The 25,110-nt window shown below is 48.9% G+C and carries 26 protein-coding genes; all 26 read right to left on the bottom strand.

Annotation, left to right across the window (positions count from 1 at the left end; genetic code table 11):
* Nucleotides 1-533: 533 nt before the first annotated feature.
* The 26 genes from EXY25_RS15580 to iscU all read right to left on the bottom strand — a co-directional run bounded on the left by EXY25_RS15580 (nucleotide 534) and on the right by iscU (nucleotide 25,078).
* A complete protein-coding gene (locus tag EXY25_RS15580; protein ID WP_130567554.1) occupies nucleotides 534-839 on the bottom strand; it encodes a DUF6506 family protein in 306 nt (101 codons plus the stop codon).
* A gap of 145 nt (nucleotides 840-984) precedes the next feature.
* Complete coding sequence (locus EXY25_RS15575) at nucleotides 985-1,419, bottom strand: hypothetical protein (protein WP_130567552.1); 435 nt, start codon at nucleotides 1,417-1,419, stop codon at nucleotides 985-987.
* 102 nt (nucleotides 1,420-1,521) lie between these two features.
* Nucleotides 1,522-1,827 (bottom strand): hypothetical protein, encoded by a 306-nt coding sequence (locus EXY25_RS15570; RefSeq protein ID WP_130567551.1) that lies wholly within the window; start codon nucleotides 1,825-1,827, stop codon nucleotides 1,522-1,524.
* A 723-nt stretch (nucleotides 1,828-2,550) separates the two neighbouring features.
* Complete coding sequence (locus tag EXY25_RS15565) at nucleotides 2,551-4,146, bottom strand: ABC-F family ATPase (RefSeq protein ID WP_114338930.1); 1,596 nt, start codon at nucleotides 4,144-4,146, stop codon at nucleotides 2,551-2,553.
* A 203-nt stretch (nucleotides 4,147-4,349) separates the two neighbouring features.
* On the bottom strand, nucleotides 4,350-4,586 hold the full coding sequence (locus EXY25_RS15560) for a TIGR02647 family protein (RefSeq protein WP_114338929.1): 237 nt from the start codon (nucleotides 4,584-4,586) through the stop codon (nucleotides 4,350-4,352).
* Nucleotides 4,587-4,888: 302 nt separating this feature from the next.
* Nucleotides 4,889-5,725: a calcium-binding protein gene (locus EXY25_RS15555; RefSeq protein ID WP_130567549.1), complete on the bottom strand. Its 837-nt coding sequence runs from the start codon at nucleotides 5,723-5,725 to the stop codon at nucleotides 4,889-4,891.
* 397 nt (nucleotides 5,726-6,122) lie between these two features.
* Nucleotides 6,123-9,176 (bottom strand): tetratricopeptide repeat protein, encoded by a 3,054-nt coding sequence (locus tag EXY25_RS15550; protein ID WP_130567547.1) that lies wholly within the window; start codon nucleotides 9,174-9,176, stop codon nucleotides 6,123-6,125.
* A gap of 70 nt (nucleotides 9,177-9,246) precedes the next feature.
* The gene (locus EXY25_RS15545) at nucleotides 9,247-9,672 is read right to left on the bottom strand and encodes a DUF1353 domain-containing protein (protein WP_114338926.1); all 426 of its coding nucleotides are present in this window, start codon (nucleotides 9,670-9,672) and stop codon (nucleotides 9,247-9,249) included.
* A 212-nt stretch (nucleotides 9,673-9,884) separates the two neighbouring features.
* Nucleotides 9,885-10,031, bottom strand: a complete 147-nt coding sequence (locus EXY25_RS15540) for a DUF3149 domain-containing protein (RefSeq protein WP_114338925.1) — start codon at nucleotides 10,029-10,031, stop codon at nucleotides 9,885-9,887.
* Nucleotides 10,032-10,161: 130 nt separating this feature from the next.
* Nucleotides 10,162-11,349 carry an acetylornithine transaminase gene (locus EXY25_RS15535; RefSeq protein WP_130567545.1) on the bottom strand — a complete coding sequence of 396 codons (1,188 nt, stop codon included), beginning with the start codon at nucleotides 11,347-11,349 and terminating at the stop codon, nucleotides 10,162-10,164.
* Between the two features lie 196 nt (nucleotides 11,350-11,545).
* Nucleotides 11,546-11,839, bottom strand: a complete 294-nt coding sequence (locus EXY25_RS15530; protein WP_325048498.1) for a zinc ribbon domain-containing protein — start codon at nucleotides 11,837-11,839, stop codon at nucleotides 11,546-11,548.
* A gap of 22 nt (nucleotides 11,840-11,861) precedes the next feature.
* Entirely contained in the window at nucleotides 11,862-13,322 is a 1,461-nt protein-coding gene (gene der / locus EXY25_RS15525; protein ID WP_130567543.1) for a ribosome biogenesis GTPase Der, read from the bottom strand.
* A gap of 69 nt (nucleotides 13,323-13,391) precedes the next feature.
* On the bottom strand, nucleotides 13,392-14,579 hold the full coding sequence (gene bamB, locus EXY25_RS15520; RefSeq protein WP_114338922.1) for an outer membrane protein assembly factor BamB: 1,188 nt from the start codon (nucleotides 14,577-14,579) through the stop codon (nucleotides 13,392-13,394).
* An 8-nt stretch (nucleotides 14,580-14,587) separates the two neighbouring features.
* Nucleotides 14,588-15,223, bottom strand: coding sequence for a YfgM family protein (locus EXY25_RS15515; protein ID WP_246019579.1), 636 nt, complete (start codon nucleotides 15,221-15,223; stop codon nucleotides 14,588-14,590).
* Nucleotides 15,224-15,243: 20 nt separating this feature from the next.
* Nucleotides 15,244-16,518, bottom strand: coding sequence for a histidine--tRNA ligase (gene hisS, locus EXY25_RS15510; protein ID WP_130567540.1), 1,275 nt, complete (start codon nucleotides 16,516-16,518; stop codon nucleotides 15,244-15,246).
* Nucleotides 16,519-16,634: 116 nt separating this feature from the next.
* Entirely contained in the window at nucleotides 16,635-17,753 is a 1,119-nt protein-coding gene (gene ispG, locus EXY25_RS15505; protein WP_114338919.1) for a flavodoxin-dependent (E)-4-hydroxy-3-methylbut-2-enyl-diphosphate synthase, read from the bottom strand.
* A 5-nt stretch (nucleotides 17,754-17,758) separates the two neighbouring features.
* Nucleotides 17,759-18,634, bottom strand: a complete 876-nt coding sequence (locus EXY25_RS15500; protein WP_130567538.1) for a RodZ domain-containing protein — start codon at nucleotides 18,632-18,634, stop codon at nucleotides 17,759-17,761.
* Nucleotides 18,631-19,410: a type IV pilus biogenesis/stability protein PilW gene (gene pilW, locus EXY25_RS15495; RefSeq protein WP_114338917.1), complete on the bottom strand. Its 780-nt coding sequence runs from the start codon at nucleotides 19,408-19,410 to the stop codon at nucleotides 18,631-18,633. Before pilW ends, EXY25_RS15500 begins: the two co-directional genes overlap by 4 nt.
* 31 nt (nucleotides 19,411-19,441) lie before the next feature.
* Nucleotides 19,442-20,569, bottom strand: coding sequence for a dual-specificity RNA methyltransferase RlmN (gene rlmN / locus EXY25_RS15490; RefSeq protein WP_130567537.1), 1,128 nt, complete (start codon nucleotides 20,567-20,569; stop codon nucleotides 19,442-19,444).
* 189 nt (nucleotides 20,570-20,758) lie between these two features.
* Nucleotides 20,759-21,190, bottom strand: a complete 432-nt coding sequence (ndk, locus tag EXY25_RS15485) for a nucleoside-diphosphate kinase (protein ID WP_114338915.1) — start codon at nucleotides 21,188-21,190, stop codon at nucleotides 20,759-20,761.
* Nucleotides 21,191-21,328: 138 nt separating this feature from the next.
* Nucleotides 21,329-21,529, bottom strand: coding sequence for a Fe-S cluster assembly protein IscX (gene iscX / locus EXY25_RS15480; protein WP_114338914.1), 201 nt, complete (start codon nucleotides 21,527-21,529; stop codon nucleotides 21,329-21,331).
* 42 nt (nucleotides 21,530-21,571) lie between these two features.
* The gene (fdx, locus tag EXY25_RS15475; RefSeq protein ID WP_114338913.1) at nucleotides 21,572-21,910 is read right to left on the bottom strand and encodes an ISC system 2Fe-2S type ferredoxin; all 339 of its coding nucleotides are present in this window, start codon (nucleotides 21,908-21,910) and stop codon (nucleotides 21,572-21,574) included.
* Nucleotides 21,911-21,914: 4 nt separating this feature from the next.
* Nucleotides 21,915-23,795 carry a Fe-S protein assembly chaperone HscA gene (gene hscA / locus EXY25_RS15470; RefSeq protein WP_130567535.1) on the bottom strand — a complete coding sequence of 627 codons (1,881 nt, stop codon included), beginning with the start codon at nucleotides 23,793-23,795 and terminating at the stop codon, nucleotides 21,915-21,917.
* Between the two features lie 23 nt (nucleotides 23,796-23,818).
* The gene (gene hscB, locus EXY25_RS15465) at nucleotides 23,819-24,343 is read right to left on the bottom strand and encodes a co-chaperone HscB (RefSeq protein WP_114338911.1); all 525 of its coding nucleotides are present in this window, start codon (nucleotides 24,341-24,343) and stop codon (nucleotides 23,819-23,821) included.
* Between the two features lie 5 nt (nucleotides 24,344-24,348).
* A complete protein-coding gene (gene iscA, locus EXY25_RS15460; RefSeq protein ID WP_114338910.1) occupies nucleotides 24,349-24,672 on the bottom strand; it encodes an iron-sulfur cluster assembly protein IscA in 324 nt (107 codons plus the stop codon).
* A 22-nt stretch (nucleotides 24,673-24,694) separates the two neighbouring features.
* Complete coding sequence (gene iscU / locus EXY25_RS15455) at nucleotides 24,695-25,078, bottom strand: Fe-S cluster assembly scaffold IscU (protein ID WP_114338909.1); 384 nt, start codon at nucleotides 25,076-25,078, stop codon at nucleotides 24,695-24,697.
* Between the last annotated feature and the right edge of the window lie 32 nt (nucleotides 25,079-25,110).

Genomic DNA, 25,110 nt, shown 5'->3' with positions numbered 1-25,110 from the left:
ATCGACCGACAACGTAATCGCACCAAACCCTGCCTTACAGCATTCCAACACTTGCTGAACAACGTATTAAGGTAGAGATAGCCGCCAGCACCTAAAATCACCCACGTTATCTTTTGAACCTAAGGCGCATCCATAAAATGAAAACTCACCCAGAGCAAAAACAAAAACAGTAAGGGAAAACAAGCAACGTACACACCATGAGCTTGCACTTTTCCACTCAACCAAAAACAGAGCAAAAGAACGACCGGATATGTCAGCGTTCCCCATAAGAAAAACAGGTTCATTATTCTGTTAAATAGGGGGATATCGATCGTGGATTGGCTACCCAACCCCATCAGGCTGGCGATAGCGACAAAGGGATACACAAGCAAAGGAATTGAACCTACAACCAAAAAAGCAATTCTGACGTACTCGACCATATCACTAAAACCTGACAACACTGGAAATTAAGGCGTACGCAAAAACACACCGCAGGTGTCTCTGCGCGCTTGCGAGAAAATCATCCCGTTTACGTTATAAAGAATTAAAACATCCTACTGAAAAATTGCATCACCACTTTGGTAATCAAGGCCTGGGTGATTATCAAACCGAACGACACCAACAGCAGCCCTCCCCTCTACCGCCTGACTCACTCGGGCGACGCCATCACTGCCAAAACCACCACATAATTCAATCGCAGCAACGCCTTCTAAAACCAACTCCTTTGCTAATACCTCAGCGTCTGCGTAGTCTTTCACCCCAACACTAATGAGTTCAACCGCTGGCGTGTCAATACTGGAACGATGGGTTTTACGATCGGCTTCCGGTGCGACAAAAATGAATGCTGCTTTAAGTTTCATGTTAATTCCTTTTAGTGTTAAAAATAAGCGACTTAGCAAAGCGCACCGAATAATATGAAACTCAGATCAAAAACCGGCTTGTTTGACTTTGGTGTCTACTAGAACGGAGCAACTACAGCGATTGCTGCCTAAACTAGTTAGGCATTTAAGCTTGAAAAGTAACCTGAGACAAACCACTCTTAAGATATTCATAGTGTATTGAATGACCATCGAATATAACTTTAACCCACTTTCTATACTCGCCTAGGAATTCTGCCTCACCCTCTTGGAATTCAAGGTTGTTTGATTTCACATGCTCTAGCAGAGACGGCTTGTCTGAGAATTCATCAATGCCTAATTTTGAAAGACTTGCAGCCTGATATTCTTCTGTAGTATTCATAAAAACAAATATTGTCTTAAGAATTTGCTCATGATCAAATGAAAACTCAAGCCCTAAATCATAGATTGAACCATAGTATTTATCTTCTGTCCCTTCATACAATCGATCATAAGCGTAAACCACTTCAACTTCATAAAGTTCAAATAACTCGATTAACTCGTCTGACTTTAATGAAAGATTTAAAAGACTTGGTAGATTCATGTTCTTATGCCTAACGCCTTCGTTTTACGGTGAGCTTGCGAGTCCAAGGTCCTGCCGCGAAGTGTTGTATTTAGGGGGCTGAGGAAAGACTTTTTGTTAAGACTAGCCATAATCAATTGACTTGTATGGCCCCTTTTTGAAGTTCCTTTTAAAAATCCGAAACGATAGTCTAAATAACCAAAGTGCAAGCAAAACCATAAGTGGTCCGGTAACGACACCACCATATACAGCACCGGCTGAAAAACTCCCTTCAACCTCTACTTTATCAATTATTGCAATAGCAGAAGTTAGTAGTCCTTTAACACCTACAAACAGAAAAAGTAACGCAAATGGCAATGCTAAGATGGCAAATATGTTCGCAACCAGCAGGTTGAATACATTGGCGACTTTAAACCAAAATTCAGTCATTTTCTCTCCATTAGTCTTAACGCTTAAATCTAGCGAATCCCCTCATAATCCTTAGGAAGTTCATAAAAGTAGACGCGTACCCCGTGGTTTAATCTAATTAATTTCGCCAAAAACAAATCCTATCTCATCCTGCACGGAGGCAGTCGGGATGCCCGAAGCTCAAATCCTACACCAAATGCTTGCACAACAGTGTCCGCAAATTCACAAAAAAAGCCTGAGTTCCCTGATAGTTGCGACTAAGTCGCTCGCGTTACCCTCGCCGTTACTATGTACTGCTGTTAATCGCCATGCTCGCTGAAGTCACTTTATGGTGGCTAGGGCCCGTAGCCCAGCAGGCTGGATGGCAGTGCCACTTTCAGCCTAAAACCATCAAAAAGCGGGCTATGTAGTTGGTTGTTCGTTTAGGGAAGAAAGTACGGAGAGAACCCGACTTTGTTATCTCAAAGTTGCGAATACGGTCGACTATCAGTGAATTCGTAAGACTGGTTCACACCGCCGGACTGAAGGATTTATAAGGTGACCCTCCAGCACCAAGCTAACGGGTAGTAACGTAGCGGCATAATAGCGAAGCACCGCGCGCTGGCACCACCAGTCCGTTAGACTTTATGGCACCAGACAAACAGCCTGTCGGACCTTAGGCAGAAGGTTTTGGCATTACTTCGGCAACAAAAAAGGCGCTAATTTCAGCGCCTTTTTTGAGCGTTAACCGCAGGTGATTGCGATTTACTCTTCGACACCCTGCGACTTCAGGTATTCGTCGTAAGTGCCGTGGAAATCGGTCACGCCATCTTCGGTTAACTCGATGATCCGCGTTGCCAAGCTGGAAACAAACTGACGGTCGTGACTGACGAAGATCAGGGTGCCTTCATACTGCTCTAACGCCATATTCAGGGATTCAATCGATTCCATATCCATGTGGTTGGTCGGTTCATCCATCAGCAGAATATTTGGCGTTTGCAGCATCAACTTACCAAACAACATCCGCCCCTGCTCACCACCAGAGATCACATTCACTGATTTCTTGATATCGTTCTGCGAAAACAGCAAACGACCCAAAGTACCACGGATCACCTGCTCGTCATCGGCCTCTTTACCCCACTGATCCATCCAGTCGTAGAGGTTCATATCCTGTTCAAACTCACTGGCGTGATCCTGAGCGTAGTAGCCGATATGACTGTTCTCAGACCATTTTATCGTGCCCTCTTTCGGCACTTTGCGTCCGGCTAAGGTGTCTAACAGTGTCGACTTACCAACACCGTTTTGGCCGATCACGGCAATACGTTCACCCACTTCCACCAACAGATCCAAGCCTTTAAACAGCAGCTCACCGTCGTAACCTTGTCCCATTTTGCTCACTTCCAGAGCATTACGGTAAAGCTTCTTCTCCTGGGTAAAGCGAATAAACGGGTTCTGGCGGCTAGAGGCTTTTACTTCTGCCAGTTGGATCTTGTCTATCTGTTTGGCCCGTGACGTTGCCTGTTTCGCCTTAGAAGCGTTAGCAGAGAAACGAGCAACAAATTGCTGCAACTCAGCGATCTGCGCTTTCTTCTTCGCGTTGTCGGCCATCATCGTAGCGCGCGCTGCAGTAGCTGCCGCCATGTACTCGTCATAGTGACCAGGGAACAAGCGCAGTTCACCGTAATCCAGATCGGCCATATGCGTACAAACACTGTTCAGGAAGTGGCGATCGTGAGAGATAATAATCATGGTGCAGTTACGTTGATTCAGTACCCCTTCCAGCCAACGGATGGTATTGATATCCAGGTTGTTGGTCGGTTCGTCAAGCAACATCACATCAGGATCGGCAAACAGCACCTGAGAAAGCAATACGCGGAGTTTCCAACCCGGCGCGATCTCGCTCATCGGGCCAAAATGCTGCTCGACCGGAATGCCTACACCCAATAGCAATTCACCCGCACGGGCTTCGGCGGAATAGCCGTCCATTTCGGCAAACTCGGTTTCCAGATCGGCCACCCGCATACCATCTTCTTCACTCATCTCTGCCATGGAGTAGATGCGGTCACGCTCTTCCTTTACTTTCCAGAGTTCCGCATGACCCATAATCACTGTATCGATCACGGAATACTCTTCATAAGCAAACTGATCCTGACTCAGTTTGGCTAAACGCTCGTTGGGATCCAACATCACTTTGCCGGAGGTAGCTTCCAGCTCGCCACTGAGGATCTTCATGAAGGTGGATTTACCACAGCCATTGGCACCAATGAGACCGTAGCGGTTACCACCACCAAATTTGACTGAGATGTTCTCGAACAGCGGCTTTTCGCCGAACTGCATGGTGATATTGGCGGTTGAGATCACAACAAAACTCCATTGACTGGATTGAACGAAAAAGTATTAGATGTTAAGAGGGTGGCAGACTACACAGATAGTGCCAATTGGGCAATCCAGAATGCGTTTTTTTAAGGGGAGAAAATGCAGATGGAACGGTCGTTCACTGCGGCTTATATCTGCAGTAAACGACCTCTTTTCTTTGCGGTTAAGGGGTTAACACACAAAGCTGACTAGCTGGTCATCAACAGCGACGCCATCGCTTGCGCGTGCTCTGCTGTTTCTCTTCCTAAATCGGTTAAATAGCCACCATCGGGCATGGTCACTAAGCCTTTATCATGTAATCGCTGAGTGGCTTCAATCACCTCAGGGGCTGCATCATGGTGAACTTTTATTCCTTCGAGCGTTGTATCGAGATTAAAGCGGCACAAAATGTTCAACTCTTGGATTGTGTCGGCGGTGTAAGGCATAGTCGATCCCATCAATGTTGGTCTTATAAGAAATGAAATTACGATTGAGCATAGTGCAGTCAGACGAATTTAAAAAAGATCTGGATCATGCCGATACAGGCAAGCATTAAGACTCTGTGACAGAGTGCGCAGTTGCAACAGCGGATGTATGAAGGACGGTTAAATAACAGCCAAAAAAATAGGCAGCCATCCTTGGCCGCCTTCAATTCGCGTGGAATCACTCTTATCGTTATTATTCGGTTGCTTAGGCTCCCCCGAGGGCGCCTGTTACGTTCTGTTGCTGAAGCTCTCTTTCTCTTCGCTTATTCAAAGTCCAGACTTTCAGAGCCTGACAGGGCGACGGATGAAAGCATCTGTTGCTGTTTCAGGCGTACCGCTTGGTTTTCCAACACACCAGCGATATCAAGGCCTTTAGGTTTGCCCAAAAACAGGCTTTCACCATCTACTCCTTCGACATAATCATGTGCATCGGCACCGTGGATAACGTCTTGCCCCGCCTGGCCGAAGATCTCATCGGCACCATGACCCGCCCATATGCGGTCGTTACCAGTGCCACCATAAATCTCATCATTACCCGTTTGCGCAATAATCATGTCGTTACCGCCGCTGCCATATATGAGGTCGTTACCACAGCCCGCTTGCAGCAGGTCTTTACCCTGCAACCCGTCCATCCGCACATCAATACAACGGCTCATGTCGTCATCTATCACCATCACGTCGTCATACTGCGAACCACTCAAATTGATCCGGTGCATATTAAGCGACGCACTGCGCCAAGTATGAAACTCGTCCCAGCGGTCATCCTGACTGTCGATGCGAAAAACACTCATGTCACCCGACAAGCCGTCGCTGGTTACCAATAATGAGCAGCTACTTTTACAATCAACCCACAGTTGTTGGTCATATAGAAAAGCAACAACCTCAGCGTTCTGGCGACACTCTGTTATCTGCTTTGGGTCAATGGTTTCAGCGGCACCAAAAAAGCTGTTCTTAGCGATCTCTTTCGCTGCAACAATCCGGCTGCTGTCAGAACAATCCCGTGTTACATCATCTATTTCACCAAACAGCATCAGTAAACCAATAAATGCGACGGCTGCTGAACAGTTCAATACACCGCGATAAACCCATTGTGTCTTCATTGCCTTTCCCTACCCAAAGCACCTGTGATGCGACGACTTGCATATCAGTAGTGCGAAACGTTGAGCAAAGATTAGAAGTTGCTATCGATAAGCGCATTCAATCAGCGGACAGATAACACCAAATAACGGACAACCTATTAAAAGGCTTTATTTTCAACAAGATAAAATCAAAAATAAAATCAACAAAAAGCTTGTGGCATTAAAAAACGGACACCAAAATGGCCGTTATTTATAGCTCTGTCGCAGAAACAATAGCGGTGTCGGATATGAGATACAGTGAAAAACCGGCCATTTTCTATAATCGAGAACGGTTGGCCGATAATTGCTACAAAAGTGCGCTTGTGGCTGATACCAAACTACCAGCCACAAGCAGATGTTGAAGAGGCGCGCGCTGAAATTAGCCCGATGAAGTTTGTTGCCGCACAAAGTCGCTCGGACTCATGCCAAATTTTTGCTTAAAGCACTGGCTAAAGTAAGCGGGTGAAGAGAAACCAACAGCGGAGGCCACTTGTGTTACCGCTTCGCCCGCTTGCAACGCATCAGCCGCTAACTTTAAGCGGAAGCTGCGAACGTAATCCGTGGGCGTTTGGCCAAATAGGGCCTGCATTTTGCGTTGCAATTGCCGCTCACTCATTGCCACGGCATTGGCGATCAGTGCTTTATCCAAGCTGCTCTGTGAATAATGCTGCGCCAATACCCCTTCCAGCTTTTCAACAAACTGCCGATCCCGTTGATTAAGCCCCGCCGCACTCTCTTGATTGGGTTGCTGCGTTCCGCTCGATTCTGCACTCTGCTCCGGCTGCGGATCACGCAACTGCAGCTTTTGCGCAATCAAGCGCCGCACTTTAATCAGACCAGCGCAACGCAGTTGCAGCTCATCCGGGTTAAATGGCTTCGACAGGTAGGCATCAATATCGCTTTGCCATGCCTTCAAGCGACTTTCATCATCGCCTTTGGCGGTGAGCAACATCAAAGGAATATGGCTAGTTGCGGGGTTATCGCGGATCAAACGACTCACTTCGAACCCATCAAGCGACGGCATCATCAGGTCGGTGATAATCAGATCTGGTACCTGCTCTATCGCGATCTGTACCGCAGTAGGGCTGTCGGTCTCTGTAATGCAGTGATACTGATTGGCTAAAACATCAGCCACCATGGCGACGATCTCCGGGTGGTCATCAATAATAAGCACCTTAGGGCGCACGCTCTCATCATGTTGATCCGCGGCTTGCTCGCTGTCACTATTCGACGCCACCGGCGAGGCTGCGGCAGATTGAGTCGCAGGTAATGGCGCTGCAGTTAACACCTGCCCCGATTCACTAGCGGGCAAACTTGTTGCGAGCGCTTCTAAGGTCATATAGCGGGGCAGCACTACGGTAAAAACCGTCCCTTCATTGACTCGGCTACTGACACTTATTTCGCCTTTATGCGCCTCCACTACCTCTTTCACCAAGGCCAGACCAATCCCCACACCGGCAGTGCCTTCAACATCCACATGAGCACGTACGAAACGTTCAAATATCTGTTTCATCGCTTCGTCTGTCATGCCGATGCCACTGTCAGTGACCACCAACTTCAGTTTTTCGTTCTCTGCTGTTAATGACGCCGCCACCCGCCCGCCTTCCGGGGTGTATTTCACGGCGTTACTCAGCAAATTAACCACCACTTTTTCTAACAGGTCGTGATCACCTATCAAGCAACAATCCGGCGCAATAGCGGTAGTTAGCTGGATCCGTTTTTGCTCAAAAAGAGGCCTTAACTCCAGAGTGGTCTGCGCCACTAGCTGGTCTAACAATACACGCTTGGCGTCCCGCTCTTCGCCCGCTTCCAGCTTGGCCAGTTGCAACACCTGTTCAACCATGCGCAACATACGCTGTGCATTCAGCTCGATCTGCGCCAATAGAGATTGTCTTTTTAACTCTGGCGTGTCGGCAGACTTTAATTGATGCAGCGGGCCTAAGATCAGCGTCAGTGGCGTACGAAATTCATGGCTGATATTGGCAAACAAGGTACGTTTTTTCTCAAGTATGGTCTCTGTTACGCTGGCCTTTTCCGCCATCAGCAGACGTCGGCTGCGTTGACGGTAGGTGAGGAATGAGAAGCCCAACAACAACACCAAACTGCCCGATAACCAAAAGTTTCGCTGATACGCCTGCGCGGCAAGCTCCGACTCACGCAGTGCATTTTCCTGCTCAAGTAAACGGATCGATGCCTCTTTCTCCGCCACGCCAAATTTCTGGTGCAACTCCTGAGCCTGCATCCGCATTTCAGAATGCTGTAACCCCAGGGTGCTGCTTTGAAACTGTTTCAGGTAAGCGAGTGCCTGTTGATAATCGCCCATTGCTTCACTGGCACGGGACAAACCAAGCAACAACGGACCTTCATAAGCGCCCAATGTACGAGTTCCAACTTGCGCCATCGCTTGTTGATAGATCTCAAGGGCAACGGCAGGCTGCTGTTTATCCAAATAAGCGTTGCCGAGCCGCACAGCAATATCGGGACTAAGCACGCCATCACTGAGATCATCTGATAGTTCTAACGCTTTTTCGTACAGGGCTATCGATTTATCAGGCTGATTTTGCCGCGCATAAAGATCGGCAATATTCTGATAGGATTGCGCCAATGCGGCTTCCGGCCCATGACGCTGATAATAATCCAACGCCTTTTGATAGTGACGCATTGCGGCATCAAACTGACCAGCGCTGGCTTCAACATTACCCAACAGATTAAGTACGCGCATGAGGTCTTTACCACGCTCTTCCTGCGTAAATATCATCTCCGCCTGTAGCAAACGCGCCTTGGCAGCATCGAACTGCCCCATGTCCAGTTCGATTTCACCGATATTGGTCAAAGTTCGTGCCACGGATATCGGATTTTCGTATTGCTCTTTATAGACCAGAGCTTCAATAAAGTACTGCATCGCCAGGTCTAACTTGCCTAACAGTCGATAACTGACACCGATATTATTAAGTGTTGAGCCCAGGCGCTTCAGGTTGCCACGCTTTTCATCATTGATCCGTAACCGCTTGAAAATATCCAACGCCAGCACAGGGTTATCGTGGTAGAGGTAGATAGACGCGATACCGTAATCAGAACGGTGCAACAACTCATCATCAGCCAGCGCCAGCGCGAGTTCGCGGCTATCTTGGTAATTAACGATGGCGGCATCGGGCGCACCGAGCGCCATATTAGCCCGTCCCATCAGGTAGCTGATACGCGCTTTTCTATCGGTGCTATCGACTCGCACTATGGCAAGGCTTAACTGCGACAATGACTCAGCGGGGGCATCTTCGACCTGTTGAATAGCACGGCTAAAATTGGGCTCTTGGTGTAACCCCACCAGATCCACAGCGCCGACATTGCTCGGTAATAAGACGGCAGCCAGTAACCAGTAAAAACAAACCGGTTTGCTAAAACAGAGATAACAAGAGGAGAAGAGTTGCTTTGCCACGACATATCCCACAGAAATTAGTCGGCCTCAGTCTATTGCAACCAACTCCAATGACAAGCGCGATAGTGCATTATCGCGGGGCACTCAACACATTTTTCACGGCGTCTTCATGACTCGCTTTACCACCAAATAAACGCACCCCCCAATACACCCACCACGCCCGAGGCGATGACATGCCATCCTCTTTACATTGGCGCTGCAGCAGTCGGTCTGCGATATCGCGATACTCACCTCTATCCAAGTGACCATTTCTCATTAACTGATATAACGCATCATGCACCAATGAGCCACGCATGAAGTTGGCCGTATCCAACGTCGGACCAGATGGACCGTCCCAAGCATAGCCAGCTTTAATACTGAGCACGCCAAACGTCGATAGCGTTAGAAAAAGCCCATCGTCAATCGCCTCTGCAGGTGACAAAGGTAACTTCACTTCAAAGATTTCTACCAGTTGGTACTTGTAGCCTTTTTTGTATTTGATCGGCAGCACAGTCATCCCTCCCCTGTACCATGACTGAGGTTCAGCCACGAAGATGCTGTAAGCATAGTCAAATTAGTAGCGGCAAGCGGCAGAAGGTAAAGCAATTTTTGGGAGAGACGGGAGGAGACGCACCATCAGTAGGCCGCTAATAAGCAGAGTAACGAAGCGGGGTTAACGGCACTGCGACAAGCCGTTAACCCCTTATTGCCAGATCCAGGGAGGGTCTGTTAGCAAGACTTATCGTTTGGGTCTTTCAACGCTCGGCTGATAAACAGCCAAACGTAATAACCCATAATAACCACAGTAGATAACACTACCGCCATTGACATGAGGCCAATCGCATCACCAAACAGCAGATCCATCCAGAGTTCCATGTTCGTTCTCGGTTGCGAATGATGCTGCCATCGTAGCGATTTCGTTCGCCATAAAACTGACCCAAATCAAGCCAAATTGAGACTGCTGCACCGCCTGATTAAAGTGTGAAGCAAGCTACAATTCATGCCATCAATCCTTCTCTGCTAGTAGCTGCTCGATCCCTTGGATAAGTCGCTGTTCAAACAGATGTAACTCCTCAACAGTAAAATTCAGTGCGGGCATAACTCGTAATAGGTTGTGCCGCAAGCCATTCACCAATAGTCCTAATTCAAAACAGGCGGCTTCTAATTGAAACGCGTCTACAGTGGAGGAGCCATGGGTATTCAGCGCCAGCAATAACCCTTGCCCCCGCACTTCGCCTAAGCCAAAACGCTGCGACACCTGTTCCAGCACACGGCGTAGCGCGGCACCGTTGGCTTGAGCCTGAGCGAGAAACGTAGGATTAGCGACTATATCTAAAACCGCATTCGCCGCAGCAGCTGAAAGCGGATTACCACCAAACGTACTGCCTTGATCGCCCGGCTCGAAGCAGCAACAATGATTTTTTGCCAACATAGCAGCAATAGCGATGCCGCCACCAAGCCCTTTCCCCAAGGTGATCACGTCCGGCGTCACCCCAAAAAGTTGATAAGCAAACAACTCACCAGTACGGCCAATCCCGGTTTGTACTTCATCGAATACCAGCAGTAGCTGATGCTCATCCGCCAACGCTCTTAAGCCCTGTAAAAAACATTCAGTGGCGGCAACAACCCCGCCTTCTCCCTGAATAGGTTCTAACATGATCGCCACGGTGTCTTTGCTGATCGCGGCTTCTACGGCTGCCAAATCATTAAACGGCACCCGATCAAACCCTGGCACTTTGGGTTCGTAAAGCGCATCAAAAGCGGGTTTGCCACAGGCTGACATGGTGGCCAGAGTTCGGCCGTGAAAGCCGTTTTCAAAGGTGATGATGCGAAATGCACCGCCCTTATTCTGCGCCCCCCATTTACGCGTTAGCTTAATCGCAGCTTCATTTGCTTCAGCGCCGGAGTTGACCAAATTAACCTGATCGAAACCACTGCTCGCGCGTAAACGATCCGCCAATGCCAACGTTGTTTCGCTGTGATAAGCCGGGCTCGGCGTCATCAAACGCGACGCCTGCGACGAAATAGCCTCCACCAACACTGAAGGGCTATGGCCTAAGCAGTTCACCGCCCACCCTTGGATAAAATCTAAATAACGTCGCCCTTCACTGTCTTGCAACCAACTTCCCTTGCCGGAAACAAACATAACTGGCGGTCTTTCGTTTAGGTTCATCAAAGGTGTCACAAGCGACATAAGCTTTACTCCAGGCATAAAAAAACCGCGGTACAAAAAATGTAACCGCGGTGTCCAGTTCGAAAAAACTAAGTAGAACTAAGTGCCGAACAACGCGGTAATGGCGTTGCTACGTCGGCGGGTCTCAGAAGAAATAGTGACTATTAATGCTGTCATAATGCATAATTATTAACACAGGAGTTTAATCGGTGCAAACTTATTGATTAACCATGTGATAAGAACGAACCACTTTTGACTTCGACTTAAGGCTATTACAGTGATTACAAAAGTAATCAACTGCACCACACGCCTTTAATGTTTCCACCTGCTCACCACACACATCACAACAAACCTTCTCGACATAGTCGGCCTGGCATGCAGGGCAATGCAGTTGCTTGTTTTCGGCCTGCAATAGACCGTGACATTCGGGACAATGGGGATGGGTATAAGACATGGGTTTACCTCGGCTAACATAGATCCAATCAGTTAAACCAAGTGTAACAAGAGCCACAACAGTGGCTCTTGTTTTAACGCTATTTTTTCTTGTGAAACTTCATCATCCGGCGGCGCTTATGTTGCTGAGACTTACTCAGCTCCTGACGGCGGCCGGCAAATGGGTTGTCACCTTCTCGATACTCAATACGGATCGGCGTGCCCATGATCTTCAATGAACGACGATAGTAATTCATCAAATAACGGCGGTAGGACTCAGGTAGACCACTCAACTGATTACCATGGATCACGATAATCGGCGGGTTATAACCACCGGCATGGGCGTAGCGCAACTTAATACGACGCCCCTGGATCATCGGTGGGTTGTGATCCTCAACCGCGCCTTTAAGAATGCGCGTCAACATCGAGGTATTGATCCGCTTCGTCGCTGAGCTATAGGCTTCTTCTACTGACTCAAACAGGTGGCCAACACCCGTGCCGTGTAACGCAGAGATAAAGTGTAAACGGGCAAAATCGATAAAGCCTAAGCGACGATCCAGCTCACGCTTGAGATCATCCTTAACCACTTGATCCAAACCATCCCACTTATTGACTGCAATAACCAATGAGCGTCCGGCATTCAAAGCAAAACCAAGTAAACTCAGATCCTGATCTGATATGCCAGAGCGGGCATCCAACACCAATAGCACCACATTGGCATCTTCAATCGCCTGCAAGGTTTTAATCACTGAAAACTTCTCAACCGTTTCAGATACCTTGCCACGGCGGCGAACACCAGCCGTATCAATCAGGACATAATCCTGCTCTTCGCGTTGCATCGGGATATAGATAGAATCACGAGTGGTACCGGGCATATCGTAAACAACCACCCGCTCCTCACCAAGAATACGGTTAGTGAGTGTTGATTTACCCACATTAGGACGGCCGATGATAGCCAGTTTGATAGGCATATCTTCAAACGGCTGACGATCCGCATCCGGCTCTTCCTCCGCTTCGTCATCCTCATCCGGCCAAGGCTCCTCTTCCGGTTCCTCTTCTTCAATCAATTCAGCAAGGAACGGAGCCATTGAGGTTTCCAGCAGTTGATTGACACCGCGGCCATGGGCTGCAGCGATACCATGCACATCACCCAAGGCAAGGCTATAGAAATCGGCTGTCACGACGTCAGCATCAACACCGTCGATCTTATTTGCCACCAGAAAAACTGGCTTTTCTAATCGGCGCAGGTGACCGGCAATGGCTTCGTCGGCGCTAGTCACGCCAGCACGAGCATCAACCAAGAACAGGACGGCATCGGCTTCTTCAATCGCTTGCAAAGACTGACCAGCCATTTCAGCATCGATCCCCTCTTCTCCGCCATGAATACCGCCGGTATCAATCACCAAATACTCCATTTCGCGGTAGCTCGCCTGACCGTATTTACGATCGCGAGTCAAACCAGGGAAATCAGCAACTAAGGCATCACGGGTGCGCGTGAGTCGATTAAACAGTGTCGATTTACCCACATTTGGGCGGCCAACCAAAGCCAACACAGGAGTCATTTAAAACCTCATTTAAATAGCAAAAAACCCCGGCATCGCCGGGGTCTGGAGCGCGAGTACACACCCAGTTTAGGGCATTTTTACCGCACTCACCGTACCGTCTCGCGACTGCACATAAAGCGTATCACCATCGACCACCGCAGAGGAGTAGAGCCCATCGTCTCCAACTTCAATGCGCGACACTAACGCGCCGCTTTTTGGGTCAAGCCAGTGCAGATAACTTTCAAAATCACCGACAACCACATAATCACCAAAAGGAACCGGCTCAGTCACTCCACGGTTCTCTAAATCGCGATTACTCCACAACTCCAATCCCGTACGGCGATCAATCGCATAAATATGGCCTTGGAAGTCACTTAGATAAAGATTAAAGCCATCAATACTAAAGCCACGATAAGAAGAATACTCTCGTTGCCATAAGGCGCGGCCACTGCGTATATCCAACGCTTGCAGGTAGCCGTTATAGGCAACGGCATAAATCGTCCCTGCTAAAATCACAGGGTCAGCATCAACGTCGACAATACGATCGAGATCGCTACCACTTTTCGGCGGCGCAGCCTCTTGCTCCCAATACTCAATACCGTTGGTGATCGATAACGCAGCCACTTTCCCGTTGGCCTTACCGAGAATAATACCGCCCTGAGCAGCCGCAACAGAGCTAACACCGCGTAAGGTAAGTGAAGGTAGCTCCTGCTGATAGCTCCAAAGCTGCTTGCCGCTGACAGAATCCAGACCAAACAACTTACCACTACCGGTATTAACCACCACAACACTCTGATCGACTGTCGGCGGAGCCAATACTTCAGCATCAACCTCTACGTCCCAAAGCACCTCACCGGTCTCCGCATCAAGGGAGATCACTCGACCTTTCTCAGTACCGAAAAACAGCTGTTTATAACGAACTGTCAGGCCACCTGAAATCATCGCATTGATGCGTTCATCGAACAGCCACCCTGGCTTGCGTTTGGTAACATCCTGCTGCCAAACCTCATAACCAGATTCTAAGTCAATCGCTACCACGTCACCAAAGCGACTAGCGGCAAATAGCTTACCGTAGGCAACCGCAGGACGCAGTCGTGAATAGTATTCACCGACCCCATCGCCCACTTGGTAATCCCAGATGACATCCGCTTCAAACTGCATCTCAATATCTGGCAGTTCTGCGATCTTAATTTCATCATCATCGCCAAAAAGTGAGCAACCAGAGACGGCTACCAAACTGACAGCAAACAACAGCGCTTTGCTCAAGTGACGCATCCAGCCCCCTACTGTGCAGCTTCAATCACTGACAGCTGGTTAATCTTAGTTTGTAAAACAGCGTTATTTTCCAAACCACCATTATCGATGGCGGCCTGATAAGCAATGCGCGCCTTTTCTGTAACGTTCTGTGCAACGTAGATATCACCTTTCAGCTCTTCAACAGTGGCAGTGAACGCAACATCCAAAGTGGTCGCAGTCAAAGTAGCCAAAGCTTCGTCGTACTTAGCTTGGGTAACTTGTAGGCGAGCCAGACGCAAAACGGCAACGGGGAGTAATGGATTGTTCGCAGCCGCAGCAGAGATCACATAACTCAGTTGCGCCTCAGCCTCAGCAAACTTATCGCCATCAACTGCCAGCTTGGCAAGCTGCAATGCGGCCATGAAGCTGTAGTTGCTGCCCTTATTACTGTCGATATAAGCCTGTAGCTCAGCAGCGGCGCCATAGCCTTTGGCATCAATACTGGTCTGGAGCGCTTGATAACTGCTGGACGCAGCTTCTTTGTTAGAAAGCTCGTTGTCTTGATATAAGCGCCAACCCAGCACGACTGCTAAGCCAACAGCGATGCCCACGATGACAAAATTGCCATTTTCCTGCCACCATCTTTTAATCGCCTCGACCTGCTGCTCTTCGGTGTCGTACATTTCCACTGCTATACCCTTCCTTAATTCAAATCGTTCAACAGGTTAACCACCTGTGACAGAGCCACGGTTTGCTGCGGCACATCCTGACGCAGCCACTTTACCGTGATGGTTTGGTTTTCTAATTCATCTTGCCCCAAGATCAGTGCCACCTGAGCCCCAACCTTATCAGCACGCTTTAACTGCTTTTGAAACTTACCGCCACCGCAATGCATCATCAGACGCAGATCCGGTAACTGCTGGCGTAGACGTTGAGCAACCTGGACGCCCGCTTTTGCTGCGTCATCGTTGGCTAATACCATGTAGGCATCAACCGCCGGACGAAGACCTTCGAGCTTGCCTAGCGACTGCAACATGAGCACCAAACGCTCGATACCCATGGCGAAGCCAACTGCCGGTGTTGCTTTACCACCCAGTTGTTCAACGAGGCCATCGTACCGACCACCGGCAAGCACAGTACCTTGCGCTCCCAGACTATCGGTGACCCACTCAAAAACAGTGCGGTTATAGTAATCTAAGCCACGTACGAGTCGATCATTGAGTTGATAGCGGATCCCGATAGCGTCGAGTAGCTCACACAGTTTACTCAAATGCTGCTTCGATTCTGCATCGAGATAGTCATGTAATCGTGGAGCATCGGCTAAAACAGCTTGCACCTCAGGATTTTTGGAATCGAGTACGCGTAGCGGATTACTGTGCATCCGGCGACGGCTATCTTCATCTAACGCAGTTTCATGGGCCACGAGAAACTCGGTCAACGCGGAACGGTAATCTGCCCGGGCTTCATTCGAACCTAAAGAGTTGAGTTGTAATTCAACCTGGTCTTCGATACCAAAGACACGCCAAAGTTCAGCCGATAAAGCGATCACCTCGGCATCAATATCGGCGTCTGAAATGCCGAACGCTTCAATACCAAACTGATGAAACTGACGATAACGACCCTTTTGCGGCCGCTCATGACGATACATTGGCCCCATATACCAGAGGCGTTGCTCCTGGTTATATAACAGGCCGGCTTGATTACCCGCACGCACACAGACGGCCGTCCCTTCCGGGCGGAGGGTTAAACTATCGCCATTTCTATCGTCAAAGGTATACATCTCTTTTTCAACGATATCAGTAACTTCACCTATACCTCGTTTAAACAGGTCGGTGCTTTCAACGATAGGAAAACGAATTTCGCTGTACCCAAAACTAGCGACAACCTGACGGATTTTCGCTTCAACCTGTTGCCAGGCGGGGGTATCTGCAGGGAGGCAGTCGTTCATGCCCCGAATCGCTTGGATCTGCTTAGCCACGAAGGGGTTCCCTACTCCAGAATACAATTAAGAGGGCGCATTATAGGGAGTTTGCAAGGAAACGTAAAACGGCCTGAGAGGTGATCAGGCCGTTGTTTACTCTCGATTCAGCGGAATCAGTCGATAGAACGGATTTCAATTTGATTTTCAGGGTCAGCTTTTGCCACTTTCGCCCTGATTTTGGCTTCCAATTGATCAATCAGATTGGTGTTGTCAAAGCGCTCTTTCTGACGCACCCCATCCTCATAGAAACCACTCATACGATTGGCGCCGGTTACTCCCATATCAGACACCAAGGCCTCTCCGGGACCATTCACCACGCAACCAATAATCGACACATCAAGCGGTGTCACAATATCTTCCAACCGCTCTTCCAGCGCATTGACGGTACCAATCACATCAAACTCTTGCCGTGAACAGGTAGGACAGGCAATAAAATTAATACCACGAGAGCGTAAACGCAGCGACTTGAGAATATCAAAACCAACTTTAATCTCTTCCACCGGATCTGCCGCTAACGACACCCGCAGCGTATCGCCAATTCCCTCAGCTAACAGCATGCCTAAGCCAACCGCAGATTTAACGCTACCAGCACGTGCCCCACCCGCTTCGGTAATACCAAGATGAAGTGGCTGCTCAATCTGCTTTGCCAACAGACGGTATGCGCCCACAGCCAAAAACACATCGGACGCCTTTACGCTCACTTTGAACTGATCAAAATTTAAGCGATCGAGAATATCAACGTGGCGCATGGCTGACTCAAGCAAGGCTTCAGGCGTTGGCTCGCCGTACTTCTCCTGAATATCGCGCTCCAAAGAGCCACCATTTACGCCGATACGAATGGGAATATTGTTGTAGCTTGCGGCATCAACCACAGCACGAATACGATCTTCCTTACCGATATTCCCAGGGTTAATCCGTAGGCAATCGACGCCATATTCGGCCACTTTCAGGGCAATACGATAATCAAAATGGATATCCGCAACCAGAGGCAAACTGACCCGCTGGCGAATCAGTTTAAAAGCTTCAGCAGTATCCATCGTCGGCACAGAAACGCGCACAATATCGGCACCTGCGTTCTGCAAACGTTCGATCTGCGCCACCGTGGCCTCAACATCCAAGGTGTCAGTATTTGTCATCGACTGCACAGCGATAGGCGCGCCATCACCGATAGGCACATTACCTACCATGATCCGCTTCGACGGGCGGCGGCTAATAGGCGATTCGCTAAACATAGAATTTACTCTTGAGAAGGGATGGTAAAGCGGGCTCTTTGCCCCGGCTTAAATTTTGGCTTGGTGAATGGTTGGCCACCAAAGTCGATATCTACAACCTCAGGCGCACCCAACACAACTTGATAAGGAGGTCGGCCATCCAAGGTCATTTCATAATCTTTACGTTTGATGCCAAACGCTAAACGCTCTCCAGTAGCATCTTCGATACTGACCCAGCAATCATCTCTGAAGATCAACGTCAGTGCGGTGCCAACGACACTCACTTCTAAATCGGGTTCAACCACAGGCTCATCAGCCGGCATTGGCTCGTCAACCACCGCCGGAGAGGCTTCCACTGGCGCAGTATCAATTGCTGGCGGCGCGAGCTCACGCACGGGTTCGCTAACTTCCACTGATACTACTGGCTCGTCAGCAACTATTTCGCCGCTGTCATCCGCAGTTTGTTCCAGTGCCGTTGCAATGGGATCCGTCTGTGTCTCATTCTCCTGCACATACCAGATCACACTTAACACCAATAAGGCAACGCCAATACCGTAGGTCAGCATCATCAAACGGTTATCACTGGCTTCACGCTTGGTGCGACGGCTAAAGCTTTGCATCTCCGCATACTGGATCTGTGCAGCACCTAGATGCTCATAGCTAGCCATAATGAGTTCATCTGAAACGCCAAGTAACTTGGCATAGGTACGCAGGTAACCACGAATAAAGGTGGTGCCAATGCTATCGTCGTAACTATCGGCCTCTAATGCGGTCACCACTGCGGCACGCAGGTTTAGGCGATTAGCGACTTCCTGAGTAGTCCACCCCATTTTTTCACGGGCTTCGCGCAGCAATTGTCCCGGGCTGACTACTTCAATGTCATCGACCAGCTCGTCTGTCATCGGTACTCTCTCAACACGTACTTTTTCGCTTGCTCAGTAGCAGGAAATTTAGCGGTTAGGATACCGCCATATTTTTTCTCCGCAACCACATCACCCTTAGCATGGGACAACAGCACCCCCAAATAGGCACTTCGGGCACTGTAGCTATAGCGGTTAATATACTTATCCAACAGCAGCTCACTCGATTTGAGATCATTCTCGGCATAACGAAGCTCTGCCAGACCGAGCAACGATTTAGGTCGGTTAGGGTTGTGAGTAAGGGCTTTCTCGAAATATTCCGCAGCTAGCGCATCATTCTTATTCTGACGCGCGCACAGAGCAGCATTTTCATAGCTGTCAGCCACTTTAAAATAGCTTGGTGAGGCAACCGCCTCCATGAACTGTTCGTTAGCTTCATCGAAACGCTTCAAATCACACAAAAACACACCGTAGGTGTTTCTTACATCACCGTCACCTGGCGCGATACGAATAGAGCGTTGGTAATACTCCTCAGCACGGTCAGTCTCTTTAACTACCTGGTAGTAGTAAGCCATTGCGTAATTGGCCTCGACATTATTAGGAGAGTGTTCCAATGCCTTGACCAGATTAAACTTAGCTTGGGAATAGTCACCATCTTTCATATATCGCAAACCCAACGCTACGCGTGCTTGAGAAGCGGATACATTATTAACATCAGAAGGTTCGGTAGGATTATCCCGATCTGGGTAGACAGTTTCGGTCACGCAACCCGTTAGGGCTGCGAGACTGATAAGCAAAGCGATAACACGAAATAGCATAATTGTATCGATATAGGGTGACTGAAGGAGGCTAAGCCATTGTTACTGAAATTGATTCACCTTGCATCCGCTTTTTAAGGGTTCGCTTCGTGCGGTCGATCACATCTCCCGCTAATTGCCCGCAAGCTGCATCAATATCATCACCACGAGTTTTCCGCACAATCACGGTAAAACCCTTTTCCATCAACACCTTAGAAAAGCGATCAATCCTAGAGTTGCTGGAACGTCCGTAAGGAGCCCCTGGGAACGGATTCCATGGGATCAGATTAATTTTACTTGGTGTGTCTTTAAGACACTCCGCCAACTCATGCGCCTGATCGGTACTGTCATTGACATGGTCCAGCATCACATACTCAACCGTCACCTTGCCGCGGTTAGCATTACAACTGTTGACGTAGTTACGTACCGATTGCAAAAAGGTCTCGATATTATATTTTTTGTTAATCGGTACCAGCTCATTACGCAACTCATCCGTTGGCGCATGCAGTGAAATAGCCAGTGCTACGTCAATCTTCTCAGCCAATTGATCCAATGCAGGTACCACACCCGAGGTACTTAACGTCACACGGCGCTTGGAGATACCAAAACCAAAATCTTCCATCATTAGCTTCATGGCGGGTACCACGTTGTTAACGTTGAGTAGTGGCTCACCCATGCCCATCATCACGACATTGGTAATGGCACGGTTACCACCAGAGCCCATAAAACCAATCACCTGGGTTGCGCGCCACACCTGGCCAATGATTTCCGACACTTTTAGGTTACGGTTAAAACCTTGTTGAGCCGTTGAACAAAACGTACATTCAAGGGCACAACCAACTTGTGAAGAGACACATAAGGTTGCGCGATCTTCTTCAGGAATATAAACCGCTTCCACTTCCTGCCCACCGCTGACCGTCATCGCCCATTTGATGGTGCCATCACTACTGCGTTGCTCTTGGCTGATGACAGGTGCCCGCACTTCTGCGCACTCAGTCAGTTTTTGGCGCAATACCTTATTGAGGTTGGTCATTTGCGAAAAATCTTCCATGCCATAGTGATAAATCCACTTCATCACCTGATCAGCACGAAACGGCTTCTCACCCAATTCGGCGAAAAACTCACGCAGTGCATCTCGGTCCAGATCCAGTAGGTTTATCTTGTTAGCTTGGTTGCTCATGCTTTGCCTCAATAGATACGTAGGTTGAACAGCTCACGCCCTACGCATTAACTCAAAAAACTTATCGCCGTCGGTGCTCAGCACTGATGACATCTAACGCGGCCGCGCATTGTACGTTTTTTAGCCGCTTTTTACTACTAACAAATGAAAAGGGGGCCTAAGCCCCCTTTTGCCAGCCCTCGTTATCCATTAACGAGTGCGTGGGCAGATTTCGTCATCACTGAAGAAATAGGCAATTTCTCTCGCCGCTGATTCTGGAGCATCCGAGCCGTGAACTGCATTCTCTCTCATCTCAGTCGCATAGTCCGCGCGCAGAGTGCCGGCCAATGCATCCGCAGGATTAGTTGCGCCCATGATCTCACGGTTACGAGATACCGCGTCTTCACCTTCAAGTACCTGCACCATCAACGGACCAGAGGTCATAAACTCAACCAATGGAGCGAAAAAAGGACGCCCTTTATGTTCAGCGTAAAAGCCTTCGGCCTGCTCTTTGCTCAGGTGAAGCATCTTTGATGCAATAATTTTTAAACCCGCGGTCTCAAAACGATGATAGATAGCACCGATATTGTTATCTGCGACTGCGTTCGGTTTGACGATAGAAAAAGTGCGCTGTAATGCCATGTTAGCTTTCCCAAAGTTATAGTGGTCCAGTCAGTGGGCTCTTTTTTTGACGCGCGGATTATATGTGAGAGAGCACTGCTCGACAATGGAACGAAAGCGGATCATGGTGCGCTATTTCACATCATGAAATCAAGTTAACTAGTCCGCTTCTTCAATCCATGCCATCTGGATCGCTTCAAGCACTCGCTCGCCGCAATGCCCAGGCTCATCATCAAATTCATCCAACGCAATGACCCACTCTCTCAGCTCGGTAAATCTGACTTGCGTTGGATCCACATCTGGATGCAATTCAACCAACTCAATGGCGATATCCAGACTGTCAGTCCACTTTAATCCCATCTTCGCAACCTTGGCTAACTAGCGCAAATATAAACGACTAAATTAATGGCGTTCAGACACCATATTTACCGTGTACTTGGGTATTTCAACCACCAAGTCTTCATCTTCCATCACTACCTGACAGCTTAAACGAGACTCAGGCTCCAACCCCCACGCTTTGTCTAACAAGTCATCTTCCAGCTCGTCGCTTGGCTCGAGAGAGTCAAACCCCTCGCGCACAATGACGTGGCAAGTCGTGCAGGCACAAGATTTTTCGCAGGCGTGCTCAATGTCGATACCATTCTGTAACGCAGCATCCAGTACGGTTACGCCCTCTTCTGCTTCCACTTCCATCCCCTCCGGACATAACTCTTCATGGGGGAGAAAAATAATCTTCGGCATCTCTTTAAACCTTATCTACTGAATCAATTGCTTTACCAGTCAGCGCCTTACGGATCGATTGGTCCATTCTGCGGGAAGCAAAATCTTGACTCAGACTATCCATTTTCTCAATAGCCCGTTTTATTGCTTCAGGACAACTCCCTTCAGCGCTAAGGGACAGTGCATTTAGCCCTTCAATGATCAACTGTTTTTCGCCATCAGCAAGTAGCGCATCGCCGTCAGCTAATAGTGCAGCGTGCAAAGACTCAGCCACACGCTTGGCTTCTACACGTTGCTCCGCCAGCATGCGCGCCTGCATATCTTCCTCTGCATGCTCCATAGACGATTTAATCATCGTGGCGATCTCATTATCACTCAGCCCATAGGAGGGTTTTATCTGAATGGAAGCTTTCTTGCCCGTAGACTTTTCCATCGCTGTCACGGATAACAAGCCATCGGCATCCACTTGGAAAGTAATGCGAATATGTGCGGCGCCAGCGGCCATCGGCGGTAGGTCACGTAATTCAAAGCGCGCTAATGAACGGCAATCACTCACCAGTTCACGTTCGCCCTGCACCACGTGAATAGCCATGGCGGTTTGGCCATCTTTAAACGTAGTAAACTCTTGCGCGCGAGCAACAGGGATGGTGGTATTTCTGGGGATAACTTTCTCCACCAGTCCGCCCATAGTCTCGAGTCCAAGAGACAGTGGTGTAACGTCCAGCAGTAACATATCAGAATCAGGTTTGTTGCCTGCAAGGATGTCAGCTTGTATCGCTGCACCTACCGCCACTACTTTATCTGGATCAATGGAAGTGAGCGGTTGGCGACCAAAGAAATCACCCACCTGCTGACGAACCAGAGGCACGCGGGTGGAACCGCCCACCATCACCACTTCAATAACCTCATCAGTGGTCACTTGCGCATCGCGCATTGCCCGGCGGCTGACCTGAATGGTTCGTTTTACCAGTGGTGCGATTAGCGCCTCAAACTCGGTACGGGTGATCTCACCTTGCCACTGCTTATCGCCATCAAGTGACAGCGTAACAGAAGCGTTCTCTGCATGACTTAACTGCTCTTTACAGTCGCGACACACATGCATCAGTTCGCGCTTTAAGCGCGCCGAAGTTTGATCATCGGTTATCCCAGCCAGCCGACTAATATGCTCAGCTAACAGATGATCGAGATCGTCGCCTCCCAATTGCGAGTCGCCGGCGGTGGCGAGCACCTCGAAAACGCCTCGGCTTAGACGAAGGATGGAAATATCGAAAGTGCCGCCACCAAGATCATATACGGCAATAATGCCCTCTTGGCCCACATCTAATCCATAAGCAATACTGGCAGCGGTTGGCTCATTGAGTAAACGAAGCACTTTTAGCCCGGCCAACTCGGCCGCATCTTTGGTGCCCTGACGTTGCGCATCATCAAAATAGGCTGGCACGGTGATCACTGCGCCTTCGAGCTCGCCGCCTAGCGCATCAACTGCACGTAACTTAAGACGCTTGAGAATTTCAGCCGACACTTCAACAGGGTTCACCATGCCTTGTGTCGTTTCAATGCTGACTAAGCCATTTTCGGTCTTGCCGAACTGGTAGGGAGAATGCGGATAATGGGCAAGCACTTCGTCCAATGTACGCCCAAGAAAGCGTTTTACAGAAACGATGGTGTTTTCCGGATCAGCACTGGCGTTCCTATACGCATCTGCACCGACATTAATACTATCGGCCATGTAATGAACAACCGAAGGCAACATGGCTTGGCCTAGTTCATCTAGCAGAGGCTCTGCCAGACCACTGCGCACTGTCGCAACCAAAGAGTTTGTGGTACCAAGATCGATACCAACGGCCAACTTTTTCTGATGAGGTTCAGGGCTTAAGCCTGGTTCAGCTATCTGCAGTAGTGCCATGGATCCAATTTACTTATGATGAGTTAAAAATCAATCAGAGCGTCTTCCAGCTCAGCGAGTTCATCGTTCAATTTGTAGAAGAATTTTAGCCGTCTGACTTCATCAGCGACATCGGCATAGTCCCCTTTAGCTGGGGCATCAAGCGCCTCACCGATACGCGCAAGGTAACGCGTTATCTCTGCATCGACGTCTGACTGCATTGCCAGCAAACTGTCCATATCCTGGTTCGCTTTGATATCGTCAAGCTGCTCTCTAAACTCCATCTGCTGCATTAAAAATGCAGTATCAGAAAAGCTCTTTTGCTCTGACTTTAGGTCATGACCAGCCGTTGAGAGCATATAAACAGCCCGAGACAACGGGTGCTTCAGGGTTTGATAGGCGTCATTGATATGGGCTGAGCGCTGCAGAGCGATCCGCTTATCCTGCTCACTGGCCGCGCCAAAACGATCAGGATGTACGGCACTCTGAAGCTTACGAAACGTCTCCGACAGTTGCGCGGATTTGACGTCAAAGCGGTGCGGCAGATCAAATAGCTCGAAATAATCCATGATGATTAAACGGTAAAGCTCTCACCACAACCGCACTCATCCTTCACGTTAGGGTTGGTAAATTCAAACCCTTCGTTCAGCCCCTCTTTGACAAAATCTAGCTGGGTACCATCAAGATACAGCAAACTCTTTTTATCAACGATGATGGTCACCCCCTGCTCCTCAAAGGTCTCGTCACCTTCCTGAAGTTCATCAACGAACTCCAGAACATAAGCGAGACCGGAGCATCCGGTGGTTTTCACACCCAAGCGCAAGCCCAGGCCTTTACCACGATTTTTTAAAAACGTGGTGACGCGCTCTGCGGCCGCATCGGTCATGGTTATTGCCATAGCGGTAAATACCTCTTGCTACTTAGGCGCTGTGCTTCTGTTTGTAATCATCAATCGCGGCTTTAATCGCATCTTCAGCCAAAATTGAACAGTGGATCTTCACTGGTGGTAAGGCCAACTCTTCAGCGATGGTGGTATTTTTAATCTCACCGGCTTCATCAAGGGTTTTACCTTTCACCCACTCTGTTACCAGAGAACTTGACGCAATTGCGCTGCCACAACCATAAGTCTTGAACTTGGCATCTTCGATAACGCCCTGTTCAGAGATCTTAAGTTGCAACTTCATTACGTCGCCACAAGCGGGGGCGCCAACCATACCGGTAGCAACATTTGGATCATTCTTATCGAATGAACCGACGTTACGCGGGTTTTCATAATGATCGATTACTTTATCACTGTAAGCCATTGTAATAACTCCTTTGCCCTAAGGACATAAAC

This window comes from Corallincola spongiicola (assembly GCF_004284785.1).
Lineage (GTDB): Bacteria > Pseudomonadota > Gammaproteobacteria > Enterobacterales > Neiellaceae > Corallincola > Corallincola holothuriorum.
The sequence above is the reverse complement of the archived record's forward strand: the minus strand, read 5'-3'. Positions and strand labels throughout refer to the sequence as shown.

What these genes read in the sequence shown, in the direction of transcription:
- EXY25_RS15580 (WP_130567554.1), bottom strand. Translation starts at nt 839, where the DNA reads ATGAAACTTAAAGCAGCATTCATTTTTGTCGCACCGGAAGCCGATCGT.
- EXY25_RS15575 (WP_130567552.1), bottom strand. Translation starts at nt 1,419, where the DNA reads ATGAATCTACCAAGTCTTTTAAATCTTTCATTAAAGTCAGACGAGTTA.
- EXY25_RS15570 (WP_130567551.1), bottom strand. Translation starts at nt 1,827, where the DNA reads ATGACTGAATTTTGGTTTAAAGTCGCCAATGTATTCAACCTGCTGGTT.
- EXY25_RS15560 (WP_114338929.1), bottom strand. Translation starts at nt 4,586, where the DNA reads ATGCCTTACACCGCCGACACAATCCAAGAGTTGAACATTTTGTGCCGC.
- EXY25_RS15555 (WP_130567549.1), bottom strand. Translation starts at nt 5,725, where the DNA reads ATGAAGACACAATGGGTTTATCGCGGTGTATTGAACTGTTCAGCAGCC.
- EXY25_RS15545 (WP_114338926.1), bottom strand. Translation starts at nt 9,672, where the DNA reads ATGACTGTGCTGCCGATCAAATACAAAAAAGGCTACAAGTACCAACTG.
- EXY25_RS15540 (WP_114338925.1), bottom strand. Translation starts at nt 10,031, where the DNA reads ATGGAACTCTGGATGGATCTGCTGTTTGGTGATGCGATTGGCCTCATG.
- EXY25_RS15535 (WP_130567545.1), bottom strand. Translation starts at nt 11,349, where the DNA reads ATGTCGCTTGTGACACCTTTGATGAACCTAAACGAAAGACCGCCAGTT.
- der (WP_130567543.1), bottom strand. Translation starts at nt 13,322, where the DNA reads ATGACTCCTGTGTTGGCTTTGGTTGGCCGCCCAAATGTGGGTAAATCG.
- bamB (WP_114338922.1), bottom strand. Translation starts at nt 14,579, where the DNA reads ATGCGTCACTTGAGCAAAGCGCTGTTGTTTGCTGTCAGTTTGGTAGCC.
- EXY25_RS15515 (WP_246019579.1), bottom strand. Translation starts at nt 15,223, where the DNA reads ATGTACGACACCGAAGAGCAGCAGGTCGAGGCGATTAAAAGATGGTGG.
- ispG (WP_114338919.1), bottom strand. Translation starts at nt 17,753, where the DNA reads ATGTTTAGCGAATCGCCTATTAGCCGCCGCCCGTCGAAGCGGATCATG.
- EXY25_RS15500 (WP_130567538.1), bottom strand. Translation starts at nt 18,634, where the DNA reads ATGACAGACGAGCTGGTCGATGACATTGAAGTAGTCAGCCCGGGACAA.
- pilW (WP_114338917.1), bottom strand. Translation starts at nt 19,410, where the DNA reads ATGCTATTTCGTGTTATCGCTTTGCTTATCAGTCTCGCAGCCCTAACG.
- rlmN (WP_130567537.1), bottom strand. Translation starts at nt 20,569, where the DNA reads ATGAGCAACCAAGCTAACAAGATAAACCTACTGGATCTGGACCGAGAT.
- ndk (WP_114338915.1), bottom strand. Translation starts at nt 21,190, where the DNA reads ATGGCATTACAGCGCACTTTTTCTATCGTCAAACCGAACGCAGTCGCA.
- iscX (WP_114338914.1), bottom strand. Translation starts at nt 21,529, where the DNA reads ATGGGATTAAAGTGGACTGACAGTCTGGATATCGCCATTGAGTTGGTT.
- fdx (WP_114338913.1), bottom strand. Translation starts at nt 21,910, where the DNA reads ATGCCGAAGATTATTTTTCTCCCCCATGAAGAGTTATGTCCGGAGGGG.
- hscA (WP_130567535.1), bottom strand. Translation starts at nt 23,795, where the DNA reads ATGGCACTACTGCAGATAGCTGAACCAGGCTTAAGCCCTGAACCTCAT.
- hscB (WP_114338911.1), bottom strand. Translation starts at nt 24,343, where the DNA reads ATGGATTATTTCGAGCTATTTGATCTGCCGCACCGCTTTGACGTCAAA.
- iscA (WP_114338910.1), bottom strand. Translation starts at nt 24,672, where the DNA reads ATGGCAATAACCATGACCGATGCGGCCGCAGAGCGCGTCACCACGTTT.
- iscU (WP_114338909.1), bottom strand. Translation starts at nt 25,078, where the DNA reads ATGGCTTACAGTGATAAAGTAATCGATCATTATGAAAACCCGCGTAAC.